17 protein-coding genes are annotated in these 22,861 nt (G+C 71.1%); 10 read left to right on the top strand and 7 right to left on the bottom strand.

Annotation, left to right across the window (positions count from 1 at the left end; translation table 11 throughout):
* Positions 1–15: 15 nt before the first annotated feature.
* Complete coding sequence (locus ACIRG9_RS21720) at positions 16–1,056, bottom strand: glycoside hydrolase family 6 protein (RefSeq protein WP_402858648.1); 1,041 nt, start codon at positions 1,054–1,056, stop codon at positions 16–18.
* A gap of 144 nt (positions 1,057–1,200) precedes the next feature.
* Entirely contained in the window at positions 1,201–1,674 is a 474-nt protein-coding gene (locus ACIRG9_RS21725; protein WP_402858651.1) for an AtaL-like protein, read from the bottom strand.
* Positions 1,675–1,942: 268 nt separating this feature from the next.
* Here ACIRG9_RS21725 and ACIRG9_RS21730 point away from each other — a divergent pair, with 268 nt between their 5' ends.
* The gene (locus tag ACIRG9_RS21730) at positions 1,943–3,358 is read left to right on the top strand and encodes an MFS transporter (RefSeq protein WP_402858654.1); all 1,416 of its coding nucleotides are present in this window, start codon (positions 1,943–1,945) and stop codon (positions 3,356–3,358) included.
* On the opposite strand, the gene ACIRG9_RS21735 is transcribed toward ACIRG9_RS21730, so the two are convergent.
* The 3 genes from ACIRG9_RS21735 to ACIRG9_RS21745 all read right to left on the bottom strand — a co-directional run bounded on the left by ACIRG9_RS21735 (position 3,359) and on the right by ACIRG9_RS21745 (position 8,936).
* Entirely contained in the window at positions 3,359–6,175 is a 2,817-nt protein-coding gene (locus ACIRG9_RS21735) for an AAA family ATPase (RefSeq protein WP_402858657.1), read from the bottom strand.
* Positions 6,176–6,413: 238 nt separating this feature from the next.
* Positions 6,414–7,148, bottom strand: a complete 735-nt coding sequence (locus ACIRG9_RS21740; RefSeq protein ID WP_402858660.1) for a glucose 1-dehydrogenase — start codon at positions 7,146–7,148, stop codon at positions 6,414–6,416.
* Positions 7,149–7,283: 135 nt separating this feature from the next.
* The gene (locus ACIRG9_RS21745) at positions 7,284–8,936 is read right to left on the bottom strand and encodes an FAD-binding oxidoreductase (RefSeq protein ID WP_402858663.1); all 1,653 of its coding nucleotides are present in this window, start codon (positions 8,934–8,936) and stop codon (positions 7,284–7,286) included.
* Positions 8,937–9,131: 195 nt separating this feature from the next.
* Between ACIRG9_RS21745 and ACIRG9_RS21750 the strand changes: the two genes are divergently transcribed.
* Positions 9,132–10,187 (top strand): methyltransferase, encoded by a 1,056-nt coding sequence (locus ACIRG9_RS21750; RefSeq protein WP_402858666.1) that lies wholly within the window; start codon positions 9,132–9,134, stop codon positions 10,185–10,187.
* A gap of 41 nt (positions 10,188–10,228) precedes the next feature.
* Here ACIRG9_RS21750 and ACIRG9_RS21755 read toward each other — a convergent pair whose 3' ends face one another.
* Positions 10,229–10,633, bottom strand: coding sequence for a cupin domain-containing protein (locus tag ACIRG9_RS21755; protein ID WP_402858669.1), 405 nt, complete (start codon positions 10,631–10,633; stop codon positions 10,229–10,231).
* 42 nt (positions 10,634–10,675) lie between these two features.
* Complete coding sequence (locus ACIRG9_RS21760; protein WP_402858672.1) at positions 10,676–12,265, bottom strand: FAD-binding protein; 1,590 nt, start codon at positions 12,263–12,265, stop codon at positions 10,676–10,678.
* Positions 12,266–12,659: 394 nt separating this feature from the next.
* On the opposite strand from ACIRG9_RS21760, the gene ACIRG9_RS21765 reads away from it, so the two are divergent.
* The 8 genes from ACIRG9_RS21765 (at position 12,660) to ACIRG9_RS21800 (ending at position 22,850) form a co-directional block, all read left to right on the top strand.
* On the top strand, positions 12,660–13,844 hold the full coding sequence (locus ACIRG9_RS21765) for a 3-deoxy-7-phosphoheptulonate synthase (RefSeq protein WP_402858675.1): 1,185 nt from the start codon (positions 12,660–12,662) through the stop codon (positions 13,842–13,844).
* Between the two features lie 37 nt (positions 13,845–13,881).
* Positions 13,882–15,516 carry an FAD-dependent monooxygenase gene (locus tag ACIRG9_RS21770; protein WP_402858678.1) on the top strand — a complete coding sequence of 545 codons (1,635 nt, stop codon included), beginning with the start codon at positions 13,882–13,884 and terminating at the stop codon, positions 15,514–15,516.
* Positions 15,500–17,452, top strand: a complete 1,953-nt coding sequence (locus ACIRG9_RS21775; protein WP_402858681.1) for an anthranilate synthase family protein — start codon at positions 15,500–15,502, stop codon at positions 17,450–17,452. Before ACIRG9_RS21770 ends, ACIRG9_RS21775 begins: the two co-directional genes overlap by 17 nt.
* Positions 17,449–18,702, top strand: coding sequence for an aspartate kinase (locus ACIRG9_RS21780; protein WP_402858684.1), 1,254 nt, complete (start codon positions 17,449–17,451; stop codon positions 18,700–18,702). The genes ACIRG9_RS21775 and ACIRG9_RS21780 overlap by 4 nt, the downstream gene beginning before the upstream one ends.
* 20 nt (positions 18,703–18,722) lie before the next feature.
* Complete coding sequence (locus ACIRG9_RS21785; protein ID WP_402858686.1) at positions 18,723–19,535, top strand: 2-amino-3,7-dideoxy-D-threo-hept-6-ulosonate synthase; 813 nt, start codon at positions 18,723–18,725, stop codon at positions 19,533–19,535.
* 111 nt (positions 19,536–19,646) lie between these two features.
* Positions 19,647–20,735 carry a 3-dehydroquinate synthase II family protein gene (locus ACIRG9_RS21790; protein WP_402858689.1) on the top strand — a complete coding sequence of 363 codons (1,089 nt, stop codon included), beginning with the start codon at positions 19,647–19,649 and terminating at the stop codon, positions 20,733–20,735.
* Positions 20,732–21,577, top strand: coding sequence for an amidohydrolase family protein (locus ACIRG9_RS21795; protein WP_402858692.1), 846 nt, complete (start codon positions 20,732–20,734; stop codon positions 21,575–21,577). The genes ACIRG9_RS21790 and ACIRG9_RS21795 overlap by 4 nt, the downstream gene beginning before the upstream one ends.
* Positions 21,540–22,850, top strand: coding sequence for a phenylacetate--CoA ligase family protein (locus ACIRG9_RS21800; RefSeq protein WP_402858695.1), 1,311 nt, complete (start codon positions 21,540–21,542; stop codon positions 22,848–22,850). Before ACIRG9_RS21795 ends, ACIRG9_RS21800 begins: the two co-directional genes overlap by 38 nt.
* Positions 22,851–22,861 lie beyond the last annotated feature (11 nt).

Genomic DNA, 22,861 nt, shown 5'->3' on the forward strand with positions numbered 1-22,861 from the left:
CCGTGGCAGCCCGGGTCAGCCGGCCGGATTGCGGGCGAGCCCGAGGGCGTACTCGGGCCACCAGGCCCCGCGCTCGGGCTCACCGGGGCGGCAGGCTCCGTCGGACTCGCCCGGGTACTTGATCCAGAGCAGCGCGTCGACCCGGTCCAGGCCGGGGGAGTCGGTGGGTTCCTCGCCGAGCGCGCGGCCCGGCGGGTTGCACCAGCTCGGCGCGCCGTCCACGGTGGCGCCGGCGGCCGGGCCGTTGCCGTTGCGGCTCGTGTCGATGACGAACCGGACCTCGCCGCCGAGCGCGTCGGACAGCCGGTGGCCGTAGCGGACGTTGTCCTGCGTACGGATGAAGTTGGCGACGTTGAGCGCGAAGCCGTCGGCGTCCCTGACACCGGCCTGACCCAGGGCCGTGGCAAGCGATGCGGTGTCGCTGATCCAACCGGGATGCCCGGCGTCCAGATAGACCCGGGCCGTGCCGGTGCTCTTGAGCACGGCGACCGCGTCGCGCAGCAGCAGGAGCCGTTCCTTGAGGTTACGGGCGCACCGATCCACGGTGTCTGCGACCGCGCCGGGTTCGAGGACCACGGTGACCGGCCTGCCCTTGATCCCGGCGGCCAGTTCCCGGATCCAGCGCTGGTACTCCTGGCCGGTCGCGGCTCCCCCGGAGTCCTGCCGGCCGCAGTCCCGGTCCGGCACGTTGTGGATGACCAGGATCGGTGTCTGGCCCGTGAGCGCCGCCTGGGTCAGGTAGGAGTCAACCTCCTTGCGAACCGGCGCATCGCCGCTGACCAGCCACTTCGCGCTCGGGCGGGTGCTGATCCGGCGGAGCGTCTCCGCGTCGGCGGCCCGGCCGGCACGCTCCCACCGGTCGACCTCCTGAGCGGCCTCGCTCTCCGGGTCCACGTAGAAGACCGGTGGCGGCGGTGGCGGCGTGAACGGCGCCGAGTCGTCGGTGCCACGTTCCGGAGCACCACCGCCACAGCTCGCCAGCAACGCGGTGAGTACGATCCCGGCCGGCACAAGAACCCAGCGGCGCCGCGCGGGGCGGTAGACGGTGCGAACCACGGCGGCCAGGCTACCCGCGTCCCCCGCAGCGGCTCGGAGGTGTCTCCCCGATCTCCGCGGAACGCGGACCGGCCGCCTGGTTTCCCTGTCCGGCGGTCGACCCGGTACGGACAGGTCGGTGCATCAGCACCGCCAGTGGCGGGCCTATGCCAGCTCGGCCTGGTGGGCGGTGGCGTACAGCCGGACGGCGTTGACGGTGGCGCGGGCTGTGTCGAAGAACATCGCGTCGGTCTCCGCGACGAAACCGTTCTCCCGTCGGCTGCGTTCGACGCCCGATGCTGACATGGTGGCGATCAGCGTGAACGCGAGCCGGCCCTTGTCGTCCTCGCCGATCTCGTTGCTGATGGTGGTCAGGTAGGGGCTGTCCAACTGCTCGAAGACGATCCGGTGCTGCGGTTCGAGCAGCACCCGTTCCCGTACGGTGATGCTGCCGCGGACGACGATGCGGCGGAGGAACTCGTTGCCGGCATCGTCGATCACCTCCGAATTCGTGATCGAGGGCACGAACAGCTTCGGATTCCTCGACTTGTGCATGAGGATCGTCCACAATTGGTCGGCCTTGAGCTCCGGAAGTTCGTCGTCGCCGTTGACGGGGACGGTGTGCACGAAGTTGATCAAAGCATTCCTTCCGGTGCGGTCATCCACGTCGGCTGGCGAGGAGAATTCCTCAGCAGCCTTCCGCGCCGGCCCGCACCGAGGCATCCCGCATTCCCGTGATCTGTGATCGCCGTGGCGAGGTGTTGCGCCGATATCGCGACAACGCGTGATGCCGCCGCGACCGCCGGCCGAAACGATGGGGTGTCGACCATCGTCGACCTTGCGGGCAGGCGAGCCGGAGAGCGATTGCGATATGGGTGCTGCTGAGGTCGGAACCTACGGCGCCGGAGTGGCGCGCGTCGCCCCGCGGAACCCGTGGACGATATTCTGGGTCCTCGCCCTGATCGAGTTCATCTCGGTCATCGACGCGTCCGCGGTGCACGTGGCACTGCCCAGCATCTCGGCGGGGCTCGGCTTCTCGTCCACCACGATCGCCTGGGTCGTCGACGCGTACATCGTGGGTTTCGCCGGGTTCATGCTGCTGGCCGGCCGCGCGACCGATGTCGTCGGACGGCGCCGGCTGTTCATCGTCGGGGTCGTCCTGTTCGCGGCCTTCTCGCTGGCCTGCGCCCTGTCGGTCACGCCGTGGCAGTTGGTGGCCAGCCGCCTGTTCCAGGGGCTCGGCGCGGCCCTGGTGACCCCCGCGGCGCTGGCCCTGATCACGGACATCTTCCCCGAGGGCGCCGGGCGGAACCGGGCGTTGGGCATCTTCAGCGGCATGGCCGGCCTCGCCGCGCCGGTCGGACTCGTCCTCGGCGGTCTGCTGACCAGTGCGGCGTGGCAGTGGATCTTCCTGATCAACCTGCCGATCTGCCTCGGGGTGCTGCTCGCCGCGCCACGCCTGCTGCCCCGGTCCGGGCGCCTGCATCAGGTGCGGCTCGACCTCGTCGGCGCGGTCGCCGTCACGAGCGGCCTGGTCCTGCTCATCCTCGCCGTGTTAAGGGGCAGCGCGCAGCGATGGACCTCCGGCCTCACCCTCGGTGAGTTCGTCCTCTCGGCCGCCCTGCTCCTGGTATTCGTGCTGCGTCAACTCCGTGGACCAGCACCGCTGCTGCCGACCGAGCTGTTCGCGCGACGCAACGTCGCGGTCGGCAACCTGATCTTCCCGCTGGTCGGCGCCGTTCTCATCTCCACCCTGTTCTTCGTCGCCCTCTTCCTCCAGCAGGTCCGCGGCTACCGCCCCATCGAGGCGGCGTTCATCACCCTGCCGATACCGCTGGCCATGCTCGCCGGCACCCAGACGGCACCGAGAGTCCTCCGTTGCGGCCCGCCGAACGTCCTCGCCGCCGGACTGCTCATCCAAGCGATGGCGCTGGGCCTGTGGGCGGCGGTGATCAGCGACAGCCGGTCCATCGCGGTCGCCTTCGCGCTACCCGCGGCGATCTGGGCCTTCGGCGTCGGCATGTCGATCGTGTCGTCGTTCGTCGTGTGCACGACGGGCGTCACCGGCGCTGTCGCCGGCGCGGCATCCGGTCTCGCCACCACCACGTACCAGGCCGGGGGAGCGCTCGGTCTCGCGGTCCTGGCAGTGGTCGCGGACAGCCGCACCGCCGCGGTCACTGGCCGGATGGACGGTACCGACGCGGTGGTCTCCGGCTACGCGTGGGCCCTGTCCTGCGCGCTCGCCGCAACGCTGTTCGGGGCCGTACTGACCCGCTTGATCGTGGCTCGCACCACCGCCGCCACCGCGTCCACCTCTGGTTGATCAGTTGTCCGAATCGTCGAGGTCGGGGCTGTTGGTCATCACCACCCGGGTCAGCTCGACCCTGCTGGACAGTTGCAGCTTGCCGAAGGCGTGCCGGACGTGGCTGTCCACCGTGTGCCGGGAGAGAAAGAGCTGCGTCCCGATCTCGCGGTTCGTGAGCCCCCTGGCGACCAGACGGACCACCCGCAGCTCCGACTGGGTCAGGCTGTCCCATCCGGTCTTGGGCCGTCGCGAACCACGCCTGGACGAACGCCGCGAGGTCATCGCCCGCAGCCGGTCCCTGGCCCGCTTGGCGTCCCGGCGGGCACCCGCGTCGGCGTAGAGGCTCAGCGCCAGCTCCATCGACTGCGCCGCGGCGTCACTGCTGCCGCGGCTCTGCTCCGCCACGGCCAGATCCTCCAACGCCGACGCCCGGCACAGCGGCCGCGGACTCGCCCGATACGCGGTCGCGGCCGCGCGCAGCGCGTCCAGGTCGCCGCCGAGCAGCCCTTCGGTGTGCAGGGCGGCGCCGGCGAGCGAGCACACGGACGGATTGCGATCGGCCAGCCGCCGGATCGCAGCGGCCACCGTCTCCGCCTCGTCCCGCGCGGTGGCCTGGAGCGCGAGCCGGGTCAGGTGCGGCGCCGCCAACGGCTCCTGTACCAGCAGATACGGCCGCCCCCGAAGCGTCGGGTAGATGCCCTTGACGGTCTCGAAGGCGGTTGCCGGATCCCCCTCCGCGTCTTGGAAGAGCGCCAGTTCCCAGCGCACCTCCTCGGGCGTGACGCTCACCCCCTCGTCCAGGTACTGCCGGACCCGATGCAGGTACCGCCGGGCCGCCAGCTGGTCGGCCCGGCGGACGGCAAGGTGTGCGAGGGTGGCCAGCAGCGAGGGTGCGCAGGCGGTGGCGCCCAGCTGTTCGGCGGCGAGCAACCCGGCCTCGGCCTCCGCTTCCGCGTCCGCGAGCTGCCCGGTCGCGAGCAGCAGGTCCGCCCGGAAGAGATAGGACAGCGGGTGGGACCAGACCGTGCCGAGCTGCTCCGAGATCCGCCGGTCGGCCGCGAACACCTCGGCGGCCTGTTCGGTCTGGTCCAGTGCCGCCAGCGCCAGGCCCAGCCACAACCGCGGGTGCCGGTGCCGTGCCTCGCCGTGCACCCGATTGGTCAGGGCGACCGCGTCGTCGGCGTGGCGCAGTGCCACATCCAGCTCGCCGCGGGCGTACGCGACCGCGCTCTGCGCCGAGCCCCCGGAGACGATGGCCGGATGGTTGCCGCTCAGCTCGCCGAGTTCGATCGCGCGGCCGGCGCTCTCCTGGGCCGCCGGAAGGTCGTCGAGCTGCAGCAGCGCGTGCGCCTGAACGGCGAGCAGGTTGGCGCAGTCGCGGGTCGGCACCCCCTGCTGGTCGAGGGCGCGCGAGGTGTAGCCCACCACCTCGCGGTTCTGGCCCACGTGTTTGAGCGCCTCGGCCAGCCCGAGCTGGATCGCCGCCGCGTCCGGGATGGGCAGCTCACAGCCGAGGTAGATATCGCCGAGCCGCTGGGCCTCGGCGAGCCGGCCGGCCGAGGCGAGCAGGCGGATGGCGTCGGCGATGAGCCGGAGCCGGGCCGGGTCCTGCTCGGTCAGCAGGTCGAGCGTACGCAGGATGAGGTCGGCAGCGGCACCGGGTGTGGAGTGTGCGACCTCGTCCAGTGCCTCACGGAGGATCTCCATCGCCTGCGGGCCGACGTGCTGCGCCCCGCTCACGAAATGCGCGGCGACCTCGGGAGAGGGGCGCCCCTCGGCGCGCAGGACGGCCGCCGCGTCCCGGTGCAGCGCCTTACGCGCCGCGCCGGGTAGCCCGTCGTAGACGGCGTCGCGGATCAGGCTGTGGCGGAACCACAGCCTGCCGGCGTCGTCCACCAGCGTTTCGCTCTCCACCGCGCTGCGGGTGGCATCGAGCAACTCGGCCGCGGGCTGCGCCAGCAGACCCGCCACCTCGTGCAGGGTGAAGGGGCGTCCGAGCACCGATCCGGCTTCCAGCAGCCGGCGCGTGCCGGCCGGAAGTTCGGTGAGTCGGCGGTCCACGGCCGTCACGAAGCTGCCCGGCAGTCGGTCCCCGGAGATCTCGGCGAGGTCGTCGACGCGCCTGATCCGGCCGGCCGACTGGAGCGTGGTGAGCAACTCCTCCAGCAGGAACGGGTTGCCGCCGGCACCGTCGACGAGGGCGAGCAGGTTCGGGCCGGGTCGGGCATCCAGCAGGTTGGCGGAGAACGCCGCCGCGACGCCGGGGTCCAGTGGGCCGAGCGACAACCGCCGTGCCCCCTCGCCGACCAGCCAATCCACCGTGTCGTCCGCAGGGGACCGGGCGGCCGGATGGCGTCGGGCGAACAACCAGAGCAGCGGCGCGGAGCTGAGCGCGGGCACCATCATCCGCAGCGCCAGGGAGGTGAGTTCGTCCAGCCACTGCGCGTCGTCCAGGGCGATGACCAGGCAGCGGTCCCGGCAGTAGCCCTCCACGAACTCGCAGAGCCGGTCGACGAGCCAGAACTTCGCGTCCTGGTGCCGGGTGAGGTCGGCGAGTCGGGACTCGTCGAGCACCGGCGGCGCTGAACCACGCAGGGCTGCCAGGAAGGTGGTCAGCGGGGCCACCCGGTCCAGCTCGGTGGCGCGCCCGGCGGCGACGCTGACGCCCCGCGCGCCGGCCAGCTCCATGGCCGTCGCCAGTATGCGGGACTTGCCGATCCCCGCCGGCCCCTCGACGACGACGCAGCCGCCCGTTCCCCGGGCCACGGCCGCCACCGCGCTGTCCAGCACCGCCATCGTGTCGTCCCGGCCGACGAGCGGGAACTGGCGTGGCATCCTGCCGCCTCCTCGGCTCGATCGCTCACCGGCACGAACGAGCCACACCCCCGCGGCCGGCAACGGATCAACGGACGAACGCGCCCATCACCGGGTGCAGCCTACACCTCGCTGATCGTCGACATCGGCACCAAGTGGCCTCCACGGGACAGGTCGTGCGGTCGGGTCGGTGACACCATCGGGCACCGGGCATGACGCGCCACACCCGGTGCCCACCTGGCAACCCCAGGATCGGAGGTCAGAGGATTCCGCCATCGGCGTAGATGGTCTGGCCGGTCACCCAGGCGGCGTCCGGTCCGGCCAGGAAGGCGACCACGGCGGCCACGTCGGCCGGTTGCCCCAACCGGCGCAGCGGCGTCTGACCGGTGATCGCGTCGAGGTTGGCACGGGCGTCCGGTGCCAGCAGGTCGGTGTCGGTCGGCCCGGGGGCGACCGCGTTGACGGTGATGTTGCGCGGCCCGAACTGGTGGGCGAGGGAACGGGTCAACACGTCCACGCCGGCCTTGGTGGCGCCGTACACGCCGAGCATCGCCACCGCCGCGACCGGGGTCCGCGCCGAGATGTTGATGATGCGGCCGCCGTCGGACAGATGCCTGGCCGCCTCCTGCGCCGACACGAAGACACTGCGCAGGTTGACCGCGATCACCCGGTCGAAGTCCTCCTCGGAGATGTACTCGACCGGGCCGCCGACCACCGTGCCGGCGTTGTTCACCACGATGTCGACGGCGCCGAACTGGGTACGGGCCACCTCGTACAACGCGCGGATGTCACCGGCCACCGCGACGTCACCGGAAACCGAGACGGCCTCGCCACCGGCCTGCGCGATGATGCTCACCACCTGCTCGGCCGCCTCCTTGTTGTGCTGGTAGTGCACGACGACCTTGGCGCCGTCGCGGCCCAGCCGCTCGGCCACGGCCCGGCCGATCCCGCGGGAAGCACCGGTGACTATTGCGACCTTGCCCCGAACACCCATTCGATCTCCTCCGTCGATCACAGTTCGGCCGCGTCCCGCCGAGGTTCACGGCCCTCCACGATCCTCGTGAGCTGACCGCGTGACGGCATCACGCGCTTTCGTGATTTTTCGCCGGCCGGGCGGGACCGGAAGCGCTCAGGCCCGCCCGGGCAGCCGTACGGACTGGGCGTGCCGGAACACGTCCGCCGGATCCCAACGTGCCTTGACCCGTTGCAACCGGGGGTAGTTGTCCTTGTAGTAAAGGGTCTGCCAGCCCAGCCCCGACCGGTTCCACCGGTCGTCTCCCAGGTCGCCGTCCGGGTAGTTGATGTAGCAGCCGTCGGTCAGGTCGTTCGGCACGGGCACACCACCGCTTTGCGCGAAGAGTTGCCCGTAGGTCTCCCGGACCCAGCCGATCTGGGGCCCGTCGTCGGCGGCTTCGGACCAGAACGATTGCACCAGCAGCTTGAGCACCGAGTCACGCTGGGCGACCGCCGTCGCCGACGGTGCCACGGCGTTCACCCGTCCACCGTGCGAGAACAGCACCACCCCGGCTCGGGGATTGGCCGGTCCCGCCTCGGTGAGCTGCCGGTACAACACCTGGCTCGACTGCTCCGGGAGCGCCCGCCGTAGGTAGGCGGCCTTGTGCGCGCCGCGTTGCAGGGGATCGGTCAGCGCCGGCGTGTTCGTGCCCAGGTAGCTGGTCGCGTGCAGCCACGGCCAGTGGCGTGGCTGCGCCAGCGCCGGCATCGGGCCCAGGTGACCCAGCGGTGCGGTCGGCTCGGCCGCCCGGGCGGGGTCCACCACGCCGTCGAGCACGGCCGCGAAGAATCCGTCCAGCAACCCGGCCGCGTCCCGGGCATCGCCTGCGACCTGCGCGAGCAGCGCGTTGCCGCCCGCACTCAGGTGGTTGAGCGCGAGCACCGCGCTGAGCGCCGTCGCGGGCGAGCCCGGCGCGCTGTTGGCTTCGTGCCAGCGCCCGTAGTTGGCGACCAACCGGACGAACCGGTCCTCGTTCAGGCTGGCCCAGTCCAACCCGCTCGCGCGCAGCAACACGGTGCTCGGGGGGCGGGGCAGCGCCGACGCCGGGTCGGTCCCGGTGGCGTCGGGCGACCGCAGTAGATACCGGGTGACGATCCCGAAGTTGCCTCCTCCACCGCCGGTGTGCGCCCACCACAGATCGTTGTTCGCGTCGTCCCGGGTGGCGACGACGCTGCGGGCGCGCCCGGCGGCATCGACCACCACCACCTCCACCCCGTAGAGGTGATCCACGGTCAGGCCGTGCCGGCGGGACAGGAAACCGTAGCCCCCGCCGACGATGTGTCCACCGGCGCCGACCGAGTAGCAGCTGCCGCCCGGAATCGTCACCCCCCAGCGCCGGAACAGGGTGCGGTAGACCTCGAGGAGCGTCGCCCCGGGTGCGACCGAGATCGACCGGAAGTGCGGATCGAAGTCGATGTCGCGGAACTCAGACAGGTCGATGACCACCTGGGCGTTTCGGTGGTAGACGAAGTCCTCGTAGCAGTGCCCGCCGCTGCGTACCGCGATCCGCCGGCCGGCGTCGACCGCGGCCTGGACCGCCGCGACCACCTGCGCTGTGGACGTCGGGAGGACGACGTACCCGGGCCGCGCCACCCACCGCTGGTTGTTGCCGGTGACGAGTTCCGGATAGCGCGGGTCGTCCGGGCGCACGGTCACCGGGGCGGCCGTTGCCGCAGGTGCGGCACCGGCCGGCGCGCCTCCCACCATGGTGACGCCCAGGGCCGCGGAGGCCCCGGCGAGCAGCCGGCGGCGAGGAAGTGCGGTCATGCTGGAACCTCCGGATCGGAATTCGAAAAGGTGAAGCTATCCAGTGCGGACCAGCGTGGTCCATACCGCAGATACGCGAAACGGCGTCAGCGGGATCACGCAATCACGTGATGACTCCGGCCGGCCGCATATTGCTATTGTCCGCGATGGATAGGCTAGGACGCGCGAGCCGGAGGTGCCAATATGGAACGAGCAATGGGTCCACGTCTGGACAATTACGCGGAGGCGGCACTCCGCCCGCTCTACAAGGCTCATTACCGCTTTCAGTTTCTGAGCGCTGCCTTCCGGGCCGGCCTGTTCACGCTGCTCGCCGCCGAGCCCGGGCTGTCCCGCACGGAGATCGCGAAGCGGCTGGGGTTGGATGAGCAGCCGACGAGGGTCCTACTGCTCGGCTGCACGGTCGCCGGCCTGGTGTCGAAGGACGGCAACGGCTACTTCAACACGGCGGTGTCCGAAGCGTTGGCCGGTGATCCCACCGACCTGCCGGGTGCCTTCGTTCCGTTTGAACAGCACCTTACGTACCGGGCCATGGGCTGGTTCTACGAGTCGCTGAAGGCAAACACCAACATCGGGTTGCGGCGGGAACTCCCCGGCGAGGCATCCACGTTGTACGGCCGGCTGGCCGGCCACCCGCAGCTCGAGACGACGTTCCACCACATGATGGGTTCGGTGAGCCGCTCGGTCGCCACCGACCTGGCCCGCAAGCTCGACCTGTCCGAGTGCCGCCACCTGCTCGACGTCGGCGGTGGCACGGCCGTCAACGCCACCGCGTTGGCACGCCGGTGGCCACACCTCGAGATCACGATCCTCGACCTGCCGACCGTCGTTGAGGCCGCGCGGGAGCGCATCTCGGCGGCGGGACTCGGCGACCGGGTCCGCGCGATCGGTCTGGACGTTTTCCACGACGAGTTGCCGAGGACAGGGGACTGCCTGATCTTCGCCCATTTCCTCGAGATCTGGTCGATCGAACGGAACCGGCTGCTGTTGGGGAAGGCGGCGCGGGCGTTGGACCCCGGGTCGAGGATCTTCATCCTGACGCCGGGCCAGGACGACGACGAGACCGGTCCTGAACTCGCCGCCTACCTGTCGGCGTACTTCCAGACCATCGCGTCGGGCGAGGGGATGGTCTACACCGCCGGAGAGTACGAGCAGTGGCTCGCCGAGGTCGGCTTCGAGCCGGCCGGCCGGTTCTGGGTCGGCGGTCTCAGCGACGTCCTGATCACCGGGGTGAAGCGGGAGAACGGATCCTGAGGCCGGTGGTGGGGGGCCATCCGCGGGCCCCCCCCACGGCTCTACCTGCCGGTCCCGGCCACCCGAAAGGGATGGACCTCCTGGTCCGCCGAGGTACAGGTACGGATGATGCGCGCGGCCCGGTCGCCGGGATTGCGCCAGGCGTGACTGACGCCACCGGACAAGAGCACGTAGTCGCCCGGCCCGACCGGAAACGACCGGCCGTCGGCCGCTATCTCGAGTTCACCGTCCAGAACGTAGATGGACTCGTCGAAGTCCTCGTGAACCCGCGCGCGGGCACCCTGCCCGGGCGGCACGACCGTGCACATGACGACGAGAGCGGTGTCACTCACCGTCGTGGCGATGAACGTGGTCAACAGGGCGTCGCCGTGCTGGCCGCCCATCTGATAGCACAGGTACTCGTCCGTCACCGACATCGTCATGACCTCGGTGGCCGGAACGTGCACCACCGAACCGTGCCTCGGTGTCACCGCTCCCCACCAGCCCGGTCACGAGGGGAGCCGGATCGACTGAGCGTGGCGGAACGCGTCGGTGGGGTCCCACCGCGCCTTGACCTGTTGCAGGCTCGGGTAGTTGTTCTTGTAGTACAGGTGGTGCCAAGGTACGCCGGACGTGTTCCACTCCGGGTTGCTCAGATCGATGTCGGCGTAGTTGATGTAGCACCCGTCCGTCACCGCGTTCGGCACCGGCACGCCACCCGTGCCGGCGTACACGTCCCGGTAGAACCTGCGAAGGTAACCGATGTGCAGGGCGTCCTCGGCCTCGTTACCCCAGCCCACGAGGTAGTGCATCTTCATCACGGAGTCCCGCTGGGAAACCGCCGTCGCGGTGGGCGAGACCGTGTTGGTCTGGCCGCCGTAGGTCGAGAGCTGGAGGATCGTGACCGGGTTGCGGTAGTCGGGGCTGGTCAGGTGCCGATAGAACGCCGCGATGTGCGAGGCGGGGAAGGCGGTCCGCATGTACGCGGACTTGAAGTCCGCGCGGCCGGTGGCGTCACCGCCGAACATCGCGCTCCAGGTGGTGGTGTGCAGCCAGGGCAGCCGCCGGTGGTCCCACACCTGCGGCGCCGGAATGCCCGCTCCGACCGCCGCGACGAATTCCTGGATCATCCGCTCCGCGCCCGGCAACGCGGCGTCGATCTGGGTGACCATGTTGATCGTCCCGTTCGCCTGGTGGTTGAGCAGGAGTCGGCTGAACAGTTTCGTCCACGGCGAACCGGGGCTGCTGTTCCGTTCGCACCAGTTGCCGAAATTGCCGACGAGCCGGCCGAAATCCGCCTCTGTCAACATCGCCCACGGCCACGCCACCTGGTTGATCCACAGCTCGTGGGGCGGTCGCGGCAGAAGTGTCGTCGGATCCGATCCGATCGCGCCCGGCGTCTTGAACCAGTAACGGGTCACCACGCCGAAGTTCCCGCCACCACCGCCCGTGTGGCCCCACCAGAGATCCCGGTTCGGGTCGTTCGCGGCTGAACTGGCGATCACCTTCTGCACCGTACGGTTGGCCCTGATCACGACCACCTCGACCGCGTCCAGGTAGTCCACGAGTAGGCCGTGCGAGCGATTCAGCTGGCCGTAGCCACCGCCCGCCACCTGGCCGCCGAACGCCACGGAGGGGCAGGACCCTCCCGGCACGGTCACCCCCCAGCCCTTGAACAGGGCCTCGTAGACGGACCCCAGGGTCGCGCCCGGCTCGACGGCGAAGGCCCGGCGGGTCGCGTCGTAATAGACTGCCCTCATCCCCGACAGGTCCAGGATGACCTCGGTCTCGGCGTTGTCGACGAAGTCCTCGTAGCAGTGGCCGCCACTGCGTACGGCGATCCGCTTGCCGGCCGCCACGGCGGCCCGCACCGCACCGACCACGTCGTCGGGGGTCTGCACCAGGCGGACGTATTCCGGCGTGCTCACGAACCGCACGTTCCGACCGCGGACCAGGTCGTCGTAGCGGAAGTCCTCGGTCCTCACCGTCGTGTAGAGCGGAGAAGGGATCGTCTCCGTCGATGCCACCGCCGGCGTCCCCCTGGTAACCAGGCTTCCGCCCACGGCCGCGGTGCCGGCCAGCAACGCACGGCGTGTCATTTCACCCACTGGTCCTCCAGACATACGGCAATTCGCCCAATCTGTGCCTGGCCGCGCGTCGACGTTCCCCCGCTCGATCCATGGCGACGTGGCGAGAATCCCTCGTGTACCCGGCCTACACATCACGCTTTCGCGTGATACCCGGAACATCAGCCGGCAAGACCGCTGTCGGATGTGGGCAGTTGCCGCTGGCCGATCGCGAATCATCACGTAAGAGCGGGATACCCGTCGCGGATCCCGCTATTGACTACTCACGTGAGTAGTGGGTGTGGACCGGTTCCGCGAATACATTCGGGTTGCAGGTCATCGAACCCAGCCGACGAGATCGATGTGACGGCCGCACCGCACGAGGCTTGAAGGGACACCTGTGCGCAGCGACTCGCCATTGGACGTAGTGCGTAATGTCGACCAACCGCTCCTGACCTCGAATTCCGTCAATTCCGAACCGCCCGCGGACCAGCAGCCCGACTGGCCGGACCGTGGCCTGGCGGCCAAGGTCCGCGACGAGGTGGGGCAGCTCCCTCCACTCGTCGCCCCCGACGAGGTGGATGCCCTCGCCGAGCTGCTCGCTGAGGTGGCCGCCGGCCGGGCCCGCGTGGTGCAGGCCGGCGACTGCGCCGAGGACCCCGCGGAGTGCACACCGCACCATCTCGCGCCCAAGGCCGACATGCTCTGGTCGCTCGCGGACCGAGTCGCCGGCGCGACCGGCCAGCCGGTGGTGCCGGTCGGCCGGATCGCCGGACAGTTCGCGAAACCACGCTCCGCGTCGCATGAGCGGATCGGCGCGATCGACCTGCCGGTCTATCGCGGGTCGCTTGTCAACGGCCCGGAACCGGACGCGGCCAGCCGCTGCCCCGACCCGTTGCGGATGCTCGCCGGATACCAGGCGTCCGCGCAGGCGATGCGGTTCCTCGCCACGGCCGGGACGGGCACCGGCCGTCGGGTGTGGACCAGCCACGAAGCGCTCATCCTGGACTACGAGTCGGCCCTGGTCCGCCACGACGGCGACGGCCGCCGCTACCTCACCTCCACCCACTGGCCGTGGCTCGGCGACCGGACCCGCCACCTCGACGGCCCGCACGTGGCGTTCCTCGCCGCCGTGCGGAACCCGCTGGCATGCAAGGTCGGACCGGGTACGGACGCGGCCGAACTGGTCGCGCTCTGCGATCGGCTGGACCCGCGACGGCAGCCCGGCCGGTTGACGCTCATCGCCAGGTTGGGCGCCGACGCGGTCGCCGATCGGTTGCCGCCGCTGGCCCGCGCCGTACGGCTCGCCGGTCATCCGGTCATCTGGCTCTGCGACCCGATGCACGGCAACACCGTCCGCGCCGCCGACGGCCGCAAGACCCGGTTGGTGCGGACGGTGCTGCGGGAAGTCGCGGTGTTCCAGGAGGTCCTCACCTCGCTCGGCGTGGCGCCGGGTGGGCTGCACCTGGAGACGACCCCGGCGGCCGTCGACGAGTGCGTGACCGACCAGTCCCAACTCGACCGCGTGGGCCTGGCCGGCTACACCACGCTGTGCGATCCGCGGCTGAACCCGGAGCAGGCCGAGACGGTGGTGTCCGCATGGCGATCGTGACGGCGCCGGTCGAATCCCCTACCAGCGAGGAGCGGAAGTGAGCGAGCACGAGCAGCACTGCGCGGCGACCGAGACGCCGGTTCTGGTGGTCGGTGCCGGCCCGGTCGGCACGGTCCTGGCCCAGGAACTGGCCCACCACGGGATCCGCTGCCTGCTGGTGGACCGGGCGCGGTCCGCGTCGCGGCACCCCAAGATGGACTACCTGAACGCCCGCAGCATGGAACTGCTGCGCCGGCTGGGTGTGGCGGACGAGATCCGGGCACACGGCGTGCCGGACGACCATCCGTTCACCTTCCTGTGGTCCACCAACCTGGCGGAGCCGCCCGTCTCCGCCTGGACCTACCCGTCGGTGGCCGGACTGCGCAAGACGATCGCCGACGACCGCGACGGCACCCAGCCACGTGAGCCGTACCAGCGGATCGTCGGGTCCCGGCTCGAGGAACTGGGCCGGGCGTGGTGCCGGGCGAGCGACCTGGTCGAGCTCCGGGAAGGCTGGACGTTCGACACCCTGGAGACGGGCCCGGACGGGGTCGACGTCGTCCTCGCCGAGACCGGCACGGGCGTCCGCGAACGCGTGTCCGCCCGCTTCGTGGTGGGCTGCGACGGCGCCAACAGCGCGGTCGCCGCTGCGGCCGGCATCGACCGGGACGAACTCGGCCCGCGCGGGCACCACTGCGATGTCTACTTCCGCAGCACCGACCCGATACTGCGGCGGCACGGGCGATTCTTCCTCACCGTCGCCGCCGCCGGGCTGACCCTGATCGCCCGCGACGGCACCGAGACGTGGACCGCCACGTTCCCGGTCGACACCGACCGATCCTTCGACGGGGACCCGCTCGACGAGGTCCGGCGACGGCTCGGCGTGCCGCTCGACGTCGCCGAGGTGCTGAGCGTGGCGCACTGGGAGGGTCGGCTCGCGGTCGCCCGCCGCTACCGCCAGGGGCGGGTCTTTCTCGCCGGTGACGCGGCACACCAGTTCTTCCCCACCGGTGGGCACGGCGCGAACACCGGCATCGCCGACGCGGTCGACCTGGGCTGGAAGCTCGCCGCCGTGGTCGGCGGCTGGGCCGGGCCACGACTGCTGGACAGCTACGAGGCCGAACGCCGGCCGGCCGCCCTGTTCAACCGGCAGATGTGCCTCAACCTGTTGGAGGTCTGGCGCCGTTACTCCACCCTGTGGGCCGAGGGCGCGACCAGGGCCCGGCTGTCCGGCTTTCTCGACACCGAGCGGCACCAGGTCGACAACATCGGGGTGCACCTCGGCCACCGTTACTCGGACTCCCCGGTGATCTGCCCGGACGGCTCGCCGGAACCACCCTGGGACTGGCACCGCGTGGTACCGACCACGTGGCCGGGAGGCCGCGCCCCCAGCGTGCGGCTGGCCGACGGCAGCTACCTGGCCGATCGGCTCGGACCCGGATTCACCGTGCTGGACACGTCCGGGCGCGACGCGGGCCGACCGTTGGCCGACGAGGCCGCCCGGCTCGGCATCCCGCTGACCCGCCTGAGCGTCGTCGACGACCGGATCCGGGCCATCTGGGAACGTGATCTGGTGCTCGTCCGCCCCGACCAGCACGTGGCCTGGCGCGGCGACCGGGTACCGGACGACTGCCGCGCGCTGCTGCACCAGGTCACCGGCCGCACGGGAGACAGCGATGCCCGTGCCTACTGACGCGATCCGGACGCCGTGGCCGTCGGTCACCCCACCCTTCGCCCTGCTGCACCGCCCCGAACTGGGCTCACCCGACCACGTCGACCTGCTCACCGGCCCGGTGTCGCCGGTGCGGAGCCTGGCGGACCTGCCGGTCCGGACGGGCGCGCCCGCCGGGGGATCATCCGCGCACGACCTTCTCGCCCTGGTGCCCTACCGACAGGTCGGCGAACGCGGGTTCGCCTGCCACGACGACGGGGTCCCGCTGCTCGCCATGCGGGTACGAGAGCACCTCGTCGTGCCGCTCCGCGAAATCACCGACCGGGCCGACGCCGCTCCCGTGCGGGTACGCGACGCCCGGTTCGACCTCGACGACGAGGCGTACGGCGCCCTGGTACGCCGGGTCGTCGAGACCGAGATCGGACGTGGGACGGGCGCGAACTTCGTCCTCAAGCGATCGTTCCTGGCCACGGTCGAGAACTTCTCCGTTCCCGTGGCGCTCGCCGCCTTCGCCCGCCTGCTGCTCAACGAGTCCGGGGCGTACTGGAGCTACCTGGTCCACCTCGGTGACCGGGTCATCCTCGGCTCCTCGCCCGAACGCCATCTCAGCGTGGTCGGCGGCACGGCCGTGATGAACCCGATCAGTGGCACGTACCGCTATCCGTCCGCCGGCGCGACGGTGGACGGCGCGCTCGACTTTCTCGTCGACCGGAAGGAGTCCGACGAACTGTTCATGGTGCTCGACGAGGAGCTCAAGATGATGGCCCGCGTCTGCCGAGGCGGCGGGCGAGCGCTCGGCCCGCGGCTCAAGGCCATGTCCCGCCTCGCGCACACCGAGTACCTCATCGAGGGGCCGACCGACCTCGACGTACGCGAGGTGCTCCGGGCCACGCTCTTCGCGCCCACCGTCACCGGCAGCCCGATCGAGTCGGCCTGCCGGGTCATCGCACGCCACGAGCCGACCGGGCGGGCCTACTACAGCGGGGTGGTGGCACTGATCGGCCGGGAGCCCGACGGGCGACAGCGGCTGGATTCGACGATCACGATCCGGACGGCCGACATAGACGCCACGGGTCGGCTGCGTATCGACGTCGGGGCCACCCTGGTACGCCACTCCGATCCGGCCGCCGAGGCGGCCGAGACCCGAGCCAAGGCGGCGGCCCTGCGCGACGCGTTCGGCGCCGCCGGAACCGGCGCCCCGCCGGCCCAGCCCACGAGCGGTCCGAACGGCTGGACCGAGCATCCCGCCCTGCGCGAGGTGCTCGCCGGACGCAACGAACACCTGGCCGACTTCTGGTTCGGTGCCCGCCGCACGCCCGACGTCCGTACCGGGTCGACCGGGCGCCGCATCCTGGTCATCGACTGTGAGGACAACTTCACTCTGATGCTGCGGCACCAACTGGCCGCGCTCGGGCACACCGTGCTGGTCCGGCGGTTCGACGAACCCTGCGACCCGGCCGGCTTCGACCTGCTGGTGGCCGGCCCCGGGCCGGGTGATCCGACCGACCGCGGCGATCCCAGGATCGCCCGGATGTCCCGGCTCGTCGCCGGGTTCCTGGCCGATCGGGTGCCGTTGCTGGCCATCTGCCTCGGCCACCAGATCCTGGCCTCGGTGCTCGGCCTCGAACTGCGGCGCCGAGCAACCCCCAACCAGGGCGTACAGCTCGCCATCGACTACTTCGGGCGGGTCGAGCGCTGCGGCTTCTACAACACCTTCTCCGCCCGCGCCGCGAGCGACCGGGTCAGACCCCTGTTGGCCGGTGGCGACGTCCAGCTGTGCCGGGACGCCGGCTCCGGAGAGGTACTGGCCATGCGCGGGCCGCGGTTCGCCTCGGTGCAGTTCCATCCCGAGTCCGTGCTCACCGAGCACGGCATCGAGATCATCGACGAACTGGTCGGCCGACTCCTGCCCGCGTCGGATTCCAGCCGTCCGCAGCCGGAGGCGGTGGGCCGATGACGGTGGTCGTGCGCAAATACGGCGGCTCGTCCCTCGCCGACGCCTCCTGCCTGCGTCGGGTAGCCCGGTCGATCGCCGGGTCGACCGGACCGACGGTCGTCGTGGTGTCCGCCCAAGGCCACACGACCGACCAGCTGCTCGCCGCAGCCGAGGCGACCGGCGTATCGCCGGGCACCGTGCTGCCGGCCCGGGAGGTCGACCAACTCCTCGCCACCGGGGAGCTGATGTCCGCCGCGCTGCTTGCCCTGCACCTACGCGCGCTCGGCGTCGCGGCGGTGTCGCTCAGCGGCGCGCAGGCCGGCATCACGGTGTCCGGACCGCACGGCGAGGGGCAGATCGCGGCGATCTCGACCGGACGGATCGAGCAGTTGCTGGCCGACGGCAACGTCGTTGTCGTCGCCGGCTTCCAGGGCATCGACGAGTGCGGTGACGTGATGACGCTCGGGCGCGGCGGATCGGACACCACGGCGGTGGCCCTCGCCGCGGCGCTCGGCGCCGACAGCTGCCAGATCTACACCGACGTGGACGGCGTCTACAACGCCGACCCACGGGTGGTGCCGCAGGCGCGGCGGCTGCCGGTGGTGCATCCACAGGTGATGGTCGAGATGGCGTTCGCCGGAGCACGTGTCCTGCACGCCCGGTCGGTCGAGCTGGCCGTCGCCCGCGGGCTCGAGGTGCACGTACGCAGCTCGTTGCGATCCGGGGCGGGCACGGTGGTACCGGGTCGCAGCGGTACGACCGAGCTGGAGGACCTGGGCATCGTCGCCGTCGTCCACGACTTGGACGTCGCCCGGGTTCTGGTCCGTGCCGACCGGGGACACGGCGATCCCGCCGTCGAGGTTCTGAACCTGTTCGCCCGCCACCACGCGCCGGTCGACCTGGTCGCACGCTCGGGACCGCACGAGGACGAGTTCCGGATGGGTTTGCTGATGCGCCGCAGCGACCTGCCCAGCGTTCGGCCGGACCTCACCACCGCCGTCACGGCCGGCGGCGGTTCCGTCCGGTTCGACGAGGAGGTCGCCAAGGTCTCCCTCGTCGGTACCGGGCTGCTCAACCGCCCGCGGTACACGGCGCGGATGCTGTCGGCGCTCGCCGCCGCCGACATCGTCACCAGTTGGGTCTCCATGTCCCAACTGCGAGCCTCGGTCGCCGTGGCCGCGGGACGGGTGCTCGACGCGGTGGCCGTGCTGCACGAGGAGTTCGAACTCGGCCAGCAACCCGCCCACCCGTCGCGGCTGATCCATTCCTGAGCGTCCGAAAGGGAGGACACGTGCACATCAACAGCTCCTTCGCCCGCCAGGTGCGGCTGCGGCGACTCCACCGGCACGCCGACGACCGGTTGTTCGTCGTGCCCCTCGATCACTCGGTCACCGACGGGCCGGTGACCGGTGGCCAGCGGGTAGACCGCCTCATCGGTCAGTTGGCCGAGAACGGCGTTGACGCCGTCGTGCTGCACAAGGGCGTGCTCCGGTACGTCGACCCGCGCTGGTTCGCCGACCTCGCGCTGGTGGTGCACCTGAGCGCCAGCACCGTCAACGCGCCCGACCCGGACGCGAAGTACCTGGTCGCGACCGTGGCGGAGGCGCTGAGCCTGGGTGCCGACGCGGTGAGCGTCCATGTCAACGTCGGATCCCGGGAGGAGTCGCGGCAGATAGCCGATCTCGCGGCGGTGGCCGAGGCGTGCGAGCGGTGGAACGTGCCACTGCTCGCCATGATGTACCCGCGCGGCCCGAAGATCACCGACCCGGGCCGGGCCGACCTGGTCGCGCACAGCGTGATCCTCGCCGCTGACCTCGGCGCCGACCTGGTCAAGACGGTCTACCCGGGGTCGGTCGAGGCGCTGCGGACGGTGACCGGGGACAGCCCGGTGCCGGTGATCGTCGCCGGCGGCCCCCGCCGCGGCCAGGACGACCTGGCGGCCTACGTCGACGACGTGGTGCGGGGCGGCGCGGCCGGCGTGGCTATGGGGCGCAACGTCTTCGAGGCGGAGGACCCGGGCGCTGTCGCCGCCGCCCTGGCCGCCCGGATCCACCCGATCCTCGGCCGACCCGCACTCCGCGAACTGCGGTTCGCGGTTCCGTGAGTCCCGAGCCCGATCCGTCGAGCCCAGACCCACCGGCCCGGGCCATCTGAGCCGGCTGACATCCGTTCGCGTACCACCCACCCGAGAGGAGCCAGAGTGAGGATCTGCTGGATGGACCTCCGCGATGCGCGGGACATTCGGACCGCTGTGCTGGAGGAGGCGGTGCACCAACGGGTCGACGGCATCGTCGCTGCCGACCTGTCGGCCTTCGACGGCCTGCCGCCGACCGTACGCAAGGTCCTGGTGCTCGGCGACGCGCCGCTGCCGGGCGACCCGACCGGCGCCGACGTCGTCATCGTCGACCCGGCCGTGCACGGATCTACCGACGAACTGGCCCGCAAGTATCCCGACGTCGAGTTCGGGCGGTTTGTGGAGATCATCGACGCGGCGACCCTCGACCAGGCGTGCGTCGCCGCCCGCACCGAGCGCTGGAGCGTGCTGCTGTTCCGCGACCCGACGAAGATCCCGCTCGAGATCGTCCTGGCGGCGGCGGCCGACGCGAACGGCAGCATCATCACCGTCGCCCAGGACGTCGAGGAGGCGAGGATCATCTTCGGGGTGCTGGAGCACGGCTCGGACGGGGTGATGATGCGCCCCCGTGCGGTCGGGGACACGACCGCCCTCAGCGCCGCGGCACAGGCCCAGTCACCCGACCTCGACCTGGTCGAACTGGAGGTGACCGAGATCCGCCGGGTAGGCATGGGCGAACGCGCCTGCGTGGACACCTGCACCCAGTTCCGCGAGGACGAGGGCATCCTGGTCGGGTCGCACTCCAAGGGCATGATCCTCTGCGTCAGCGAGACCCACCCGCTGCCGTACATGCCGACCCGCCCGTTCCGGGTCAACGCCGGGGCCATCATGTCGTACACCCTCTCCACGGAGGGCCGGACCAACTACCTGAGTGAGCTGCGCTCCGGCAGCCGGGTCCTGGCGGTCGACGTCAAGGGCCGCACCCGGGTCTCGACCGTCGGCCGCGTCAAGATCGAGACTCGGCCGCTGCTGGCGGTCGACGCGGTGGCGCCGAACGGGGTGACCGTCAACCTGATTCTCCAGGACGACTGGCACGTCCGGGTCCTCGGCCCCGGCGGGGCGGTGCTCAACTCCACCGAGCTGAAGCCGGGTGACAGGGTGCTGGGCTACCTGCCGACGGCCGACCGCCACGTGGGGTACCCGATCGACGAGTTCTGCCGCGAGCAGTGAGCGCGGACGACGTGCGTACCGCGCAGCCGGTCTTCGACTTCCACGTACGGCTGGCACCCCGGCCGGGCGCGGCCGAGGCGCTGCTGCGGCTGCTCGACGACTGCGGCATCGAGCGTGCCGTGGTCTGTGCCGGCGGGACGATGGACCGGGTCACGCTCTCCCGGCAGCTCTCCGACGGCGGACATGTCGAGACGGACGCCGACAACGAGGCGGTGCTGGCGGCGGCGGCCCGGTCCGCAGGCCGTCTCCTACCGTTCCACTTCGCCAACCCGCATCGAGGGCCCGAGGTCTACCGGGCGGCGGCGCCCGACGTATGCGGACTGGAGTTGTCGCCGGTGGTGCACGGGGTCGGCCTCGGTGATCCCCGGGTCGCCGCGCTGGTCGCCGTCGCGGGGGAGTTCCGCCACCCGGTGTACGTCGCGCCGCTGCACCGCCCCGGCAGTGGGGTGGCCGACGTGGTCACGCTCGCCGGCCGGTTCCCCGACGTGACGTTCGTGCTGGGGCACACCGGCGTCGGGAACATTGACTATCACGGCCTCGACCTGGTCGCCGCCGTGCCGAACATCGTGGTCGAGACGTCCGGCGGCTACACCGACGTGCTGCGGTTCGCGATCGACCGGCTCGGCCCGTCCCGGCTGCTGTTCGGCACCGAGGCGCCGCTGCAGCACCCCCAGGTCGAGCTGGCCAAGTACGCGGTGCTGCGCCTGCCGCCCGACGCCTGGCAACAGATCGCCTGGGACAACGCCGTCCGGCTGTTGACGGCGGGCACGAACGCGCCGACATCCGAGGAGGAAGGAGGGTACGGTGACGACGATCACCAGCCGACTGCCGCAGCTCGGTGACTGGCGGGACACGTCCGAGCTGACCGCGATCCAGGACGCCCAACTCGGGCGGACCCTGGAGTGGGCTCGGCGGTCACCGTTCTACCGGTCCCGGCTCGCCGGTTCGATCCGGACCCGGGCCGACCTGGCTGCGCTGCCGCTGACCACGAAACAGGATCTCCGCGACGCGTACCCGTTCGGCATGCTTGCGGTCGGGCGGGCCGAGCTCGCCACTTACCACGAATCCAGTGGCACGGCCGGGACACCGACCCCGTCGTACTACACCGCGGACGACTGGATCGACCTCGCCGAGCGGTACGCCCGCAAGTGGGTGGGCATCTCGGCTGAGGATATTTTCCTGGTCCGTACCCCGTACGCGCTGATGATCACCGGGCACCTGGCGCACGCCGCCGCCCGGCTGCACGGCGCGACGGTGGTCCCCGGAGACAACCGATCGCTGGCGATGCCGTACTCCCGGGTGGTGCGGGTGCTGCGCGACCTCGGCGTCACGCTGACCTGGTCGATGCCGACCGAGACCCTGCTCTGGGCCGCCGCGGCCCGGGCTGCCGGTCATCGGCCCGGTGCCGATTTCCCCGGTCTGCGCGCGCTGTTCGTCGGTGGTGAGCCGCTGAGCCCGGCCCGACGGCGCCGGATCAGCGCCATCTGGGGTGTGCCGGTGGTGGAGGAGTACGGGTCGACCGAGACCGGCAGCCTGGCCGGCGAGTGTCCGCAGGGGCAGCTGCACCTCTGGTCGGATCGGGCGATTTTCGAGGTCTACCAACCGCAGACCGGCAAGATCACCCCGACGGGTGCCGGAGAGCTGGTGGTGACACCGCTGTTCCGGGAGGCGATGCCGCTGCTGAGGTACAACCTGGGGGACAACGTCGAGGTACGTGCCGACGGGTGCGAATGCGGCTGGGCGTTGCCGACGATCCGGGTGCTGGGGCGGGCGGCATTCGGATACCCGGTCGCGGGTGCGACGGTCAGCCAGGGTCGACTCGAGGAGTTGGTCTTCGGTCTGCCCGAGGCGTACGAGGTGATGTTCTGGCGGGCCCGCGCCGAGCCGGACCGGCTGCGGGTGGAGTTCGAGGCATCGGCGGCAGCCGGGCCGGCTGCCGCCGAAGCCCTCCGCGCGTCGATCAGCGCGGAGTTCGGCGTGCCCAGCGAGGTCGTCGCGGTACCGCCCGGCACCCTCGTGCCCGAGCACGTGCTGACCGGGGTCCACGACGTCGTCAAGCCGCGCAGCCTGTTCGGCGCTGACGAGGACTGGGACCGGGGACTCCTCTACTACTGAGGTCCTGCTCC

The organism is Micromonospora sp. NPDC093277 (assembly GCF_044765245.1).
GTDB lineage: Bacteria > Actinomycetota > Actinomycetes > Mycobacteriales > Micromonosporaceae > Micromonospora.